The following is a 3,159-nucleotide window of genomic DNA, read 5'->3' as shown; positions in this document are numbered from 1 at the left end:
CATGGCGGTGATCTTCGCGGACACCAGGCCCGCGAAGATCACCACCAGCGCATCACGGCACACAGTTGATCAATTACCCAACACTTTCTCAGGCGGCGGCGTCCCAGGCGGCGTAGCCGCCCAGCAGGTCGGAGACCTCGCCGAGGCCGCGGTGGCGCAGCAGGCTGGCGGCGATGGAGGAGCGGTGGCCGCCGGCGCAGTGGACGACCAGCGCCCGGTCCTGCGGGATCTCCTCGATGCGGCCGGGCAGCTCGTTCAGCGGGATGTGCACGGAGCCCTCGACGGCGCCCTCCGCGCGCTCGCCGCAGGTGCGGACGTCGAGCACCAGCGGGGGGTGTTCGGCGGCCAGGGCGGTGCGCAGCTGGTCGACGGTGAGGCGGGCGGCGGGGGTGAGGTCCTCGGCGAACGCGGGGAGGGCGGTGTCGGGCTCGGCCAGGTGGCCCACGGTGCGGTCGAAGCCGATGCGGGCGAGGCGGGTGACGATCTCGCCCTCGCGGCCGTCCGGCGCGACGACCAGCAGCGCGGAGTCCGGGCCGAGCACGGCGCCGGCCTGTTCGGCGAAGCGGCCGTCGGCGGGGACGTTGACCGACCCGCGCAGGTGTCCGGCGGCGAACTCCTGCGGGCTGCGGGCGTCGACGACCACGGCGCCCTCGCGCCGGTGGGCGGCGAACTCCTCGGCGGTCAGCGGGCGGTTCGCGAGTGCGGCGTCGAACAGGCCGCGGTCCTGCTTGTTGAGGGCGGCGTCGTGGCCGAAGTACCCGGGCGCGGCGGACTGGCCGGCCGTGACGATGGCGACGAAGTCCTCCTCGCTCATCGGCGCGCAGGCGTAGTTGGTGGCGCGCTGCGCGCCGATGGTGGACTGGCGCTCGGTGGAGAGGTTCTTGCCGCAGGAGGAGCCGGCGCCGTGGGCGGGGAAGACCCGGACCTCGTCGGGCAGGGCCATCAGCCTGTGCTGGACGCTGTGGTGGAGCATCCGGCCGAGTTCCTCGGCCGTGGTGCCCGCCGAGGCCAGCAGGTCGGGGCGGCCGACGTCGCCGATGAACAGCGCGTCGCCGGTCAGCACGCCGTAGGGGACGGCGTCCGCGGAGTGCTCGTACACCAGGACGCTGATCGACTCGGGGGTGTGCCCGGGGGTCTCCATGATCTGCAGGGCGACCTCGCCCAGTTCGATCCGCTCCCCGTCGGCGAGCTTGCGGATCGGGTACTCGGTGACCGCCCTGCTCCCGTAGCCGATCCAGGCGCCGGTGCGGGCCGCCAGCTCCAGGTGGCCGGCCAGGAAGTCGGCGTGGAAGTGCGTGTTGATGACGGCCTCGACGGTGAACCCGTGCGCCTCGGCGTCGGCGACGTACTCGTCGACGTCCCGGCGCGGGTCGATCACCACGGCGCGGCCGGTGGTCTCGTCGGCGACCAGGTAGGAGGCCTGGGAGAGGCAGTCGAGGTAGTACTGGGCGAAGAACACGTGGATCGCTCCTGCATCCGAATCCAAAATACCCAGTGGGGTATCCGTTACGTCTTCCACCATACCCCCGGGGGTAAATTTCGGCGAAGGGTGACGCCCGGCACACCCTCGGGCCCGCCGTCCGGTGGGGCTGGAGTGAGGGGGCAAGACGACTGATGCGTACGGGAGTTCGGTGCGGGGCCCGCTATTGTCAGGAAACTTTACTTTCTACTACGCTCCCCTCGCCGGTGGGTGTGTGCGTGGTGCGCACCGGTGCCCAGATCTCACCGTTTCCCAAGGTCGGGGAGTCCAAGGATGCGTCCGGATGTCTCGGTAAGGCCTGTCCATGTCGGTGTGTTCGCCGCCGTGCTGGTATTGCTCGGCGGTCTGGTGCTCGGGTTGTCCGGGCAGGCGGGAGCGGCGGCCGATCCGCTGCTCTCGCGCGGGAAGGCCGCGACGGCCTCCTCCACGGAGGGATCGTCGTACGCGGCCGGCAAGGCCTTCGACGGCAGCGCCACCACGCGGTGGGCGAGCGCCGAGGGCACGGACCCGCAGTGGCTGCGGGTCGACCTCGGGGCGGGTGCCACCGTCTCGCGGGTCAAGCTCAGCTGGGAGGCCGCGTACGCGAAGGCGTACCGGCTGGAGGTGTCGGCGGACGGGGTGACCTGGACGTCGGTCGCGGAGGAGAAGGCCGGCAACGGCGGGACCGACGACTGGACGGGCCTGACCGGCAAGGGCCGCTACGTCCGGATGTACGGGACGGCGCGCGGCACCTCGTACGGCTACTCGCTGTTCGAGCTGGAGGTGTACGGCGTCCTGGACAGCACGCCGTCGCCGACCGGGCCCACCCCCACCGGGCCGGCGGGCGGGGCGTTCACCGTGGTCGCGGCCGGCGACATCGCCGCGCAGTGCACCGCCTCGGACAGCGGCTGCGCCCACCCGAAGACCGCCGCGCTGGCCCAGCGGATCAACCCGCGGTTCTACCTGACGATGGGCGACAACCAGTACGACGACGCCAGGTTGGCGGACTTCAAGAACTACTACGACAAGAGCTGGGGCGCGTTCAAGGCGAAGACCCACCCGGTGCCGGGCAACCACGAGACCTACGACCCGGCCGGTTCGCTGGCCGGCTACAAGTCGTACTTCGGCGCCGTCGCCTACCCGCAGGGCAAGAGCTGGTACAGCTTCGACGAGGGCAACTGGCACTTCGTCGCGCTGGACTCCAACGCCTTCGACCAGAGCGCCCAGATCGACTGGCTGAAGGCCGACCTGGCGGCCAACTCCAAGAAGTGCGTCGCCGCCTACTGGCACCACCCGCTGTACTCCTCGGGCGGGCACGGCAACGACCCGGTCTCCCGGCCGGTGTGGCGGATCCTCTACGACGCCCGGGCCGACCTGGTGCTGAACGGGCACGACCACCACTACGAGCGGTTCGCCCCGCAGGACCCGGACGGCAGGGCCACCGCGGACGGCATCGTCGAGATCGTCGGCGGCATGGGCGGCGCCGAGCCCTACCCGATCGAGCAGGTCCAGCCCAACAGCCAGAAGCGGATCAGCGGTGACTACGGCGTGCTGAAGCTGGACTTCACCGACGCCGGGTACGGCTGGAGCTACGTCGGCACGGACGGCCAGGTCAAGGACACCGGCCCGACCTACAACTGCCACTGATGATGTACCTGGCCACCACCGGCCGCCGTCCGGACGCGCCGCCCCGCCCCGGC

At 71.4% G+C, this 3,159-nt stretch carries 2 protein-coding genes; one reads left to right on the top strand and one right to left on the bottom strand.

Going from position 1 to position 3,159, the window contains the following annotated elements:
- Positions 1 to 88 precede the first annotated feature (88 nt).
- Positions 89 to 1,459, bottom strand: a complete 1,371-nt coding sequence (locus ACFU74_RS36690) for a rhodanese-like domain-containing protein (protein ID WP_380764471.1) — start codon at positions 1,457 to 1,459, stop codon at positions 89 to 91.
- Positions 1,460 to 1,804: 345 nt separating this feature from the next.
- Here ACFU74_RS36690 and ACFU74_RS36685 point away from each other — a divergent pair, with 345 nt between their 5' ends.
- Positions 1,805 to 3,106 (top strand): discoidin domain-containing protein, encoded by a 1,302-nt coding sequence (locus ACFU74_RS36685; protein ID WP_380764470.1) that lies wholly within the window; start codon positions 1,805 to 1,807, stop codon positions 3,104 to 3,106.
- Positions 3,107 to 3,159 lie beyond the last annotated feature (53 nt).

The organism is Kitasatospora sp. NPDC057500, assembly GCF_042802195.1.
Classification (GTDB): Bacteria; Actinomycetota; Actinomycetes; order Streptomycetales; family Streptomycetaceae; genus Kitasatospora.
Note: the sequence above shows the minus strand (reverse complement) of the source record. Positions and strands in the feature narration are given on the sequence as shown.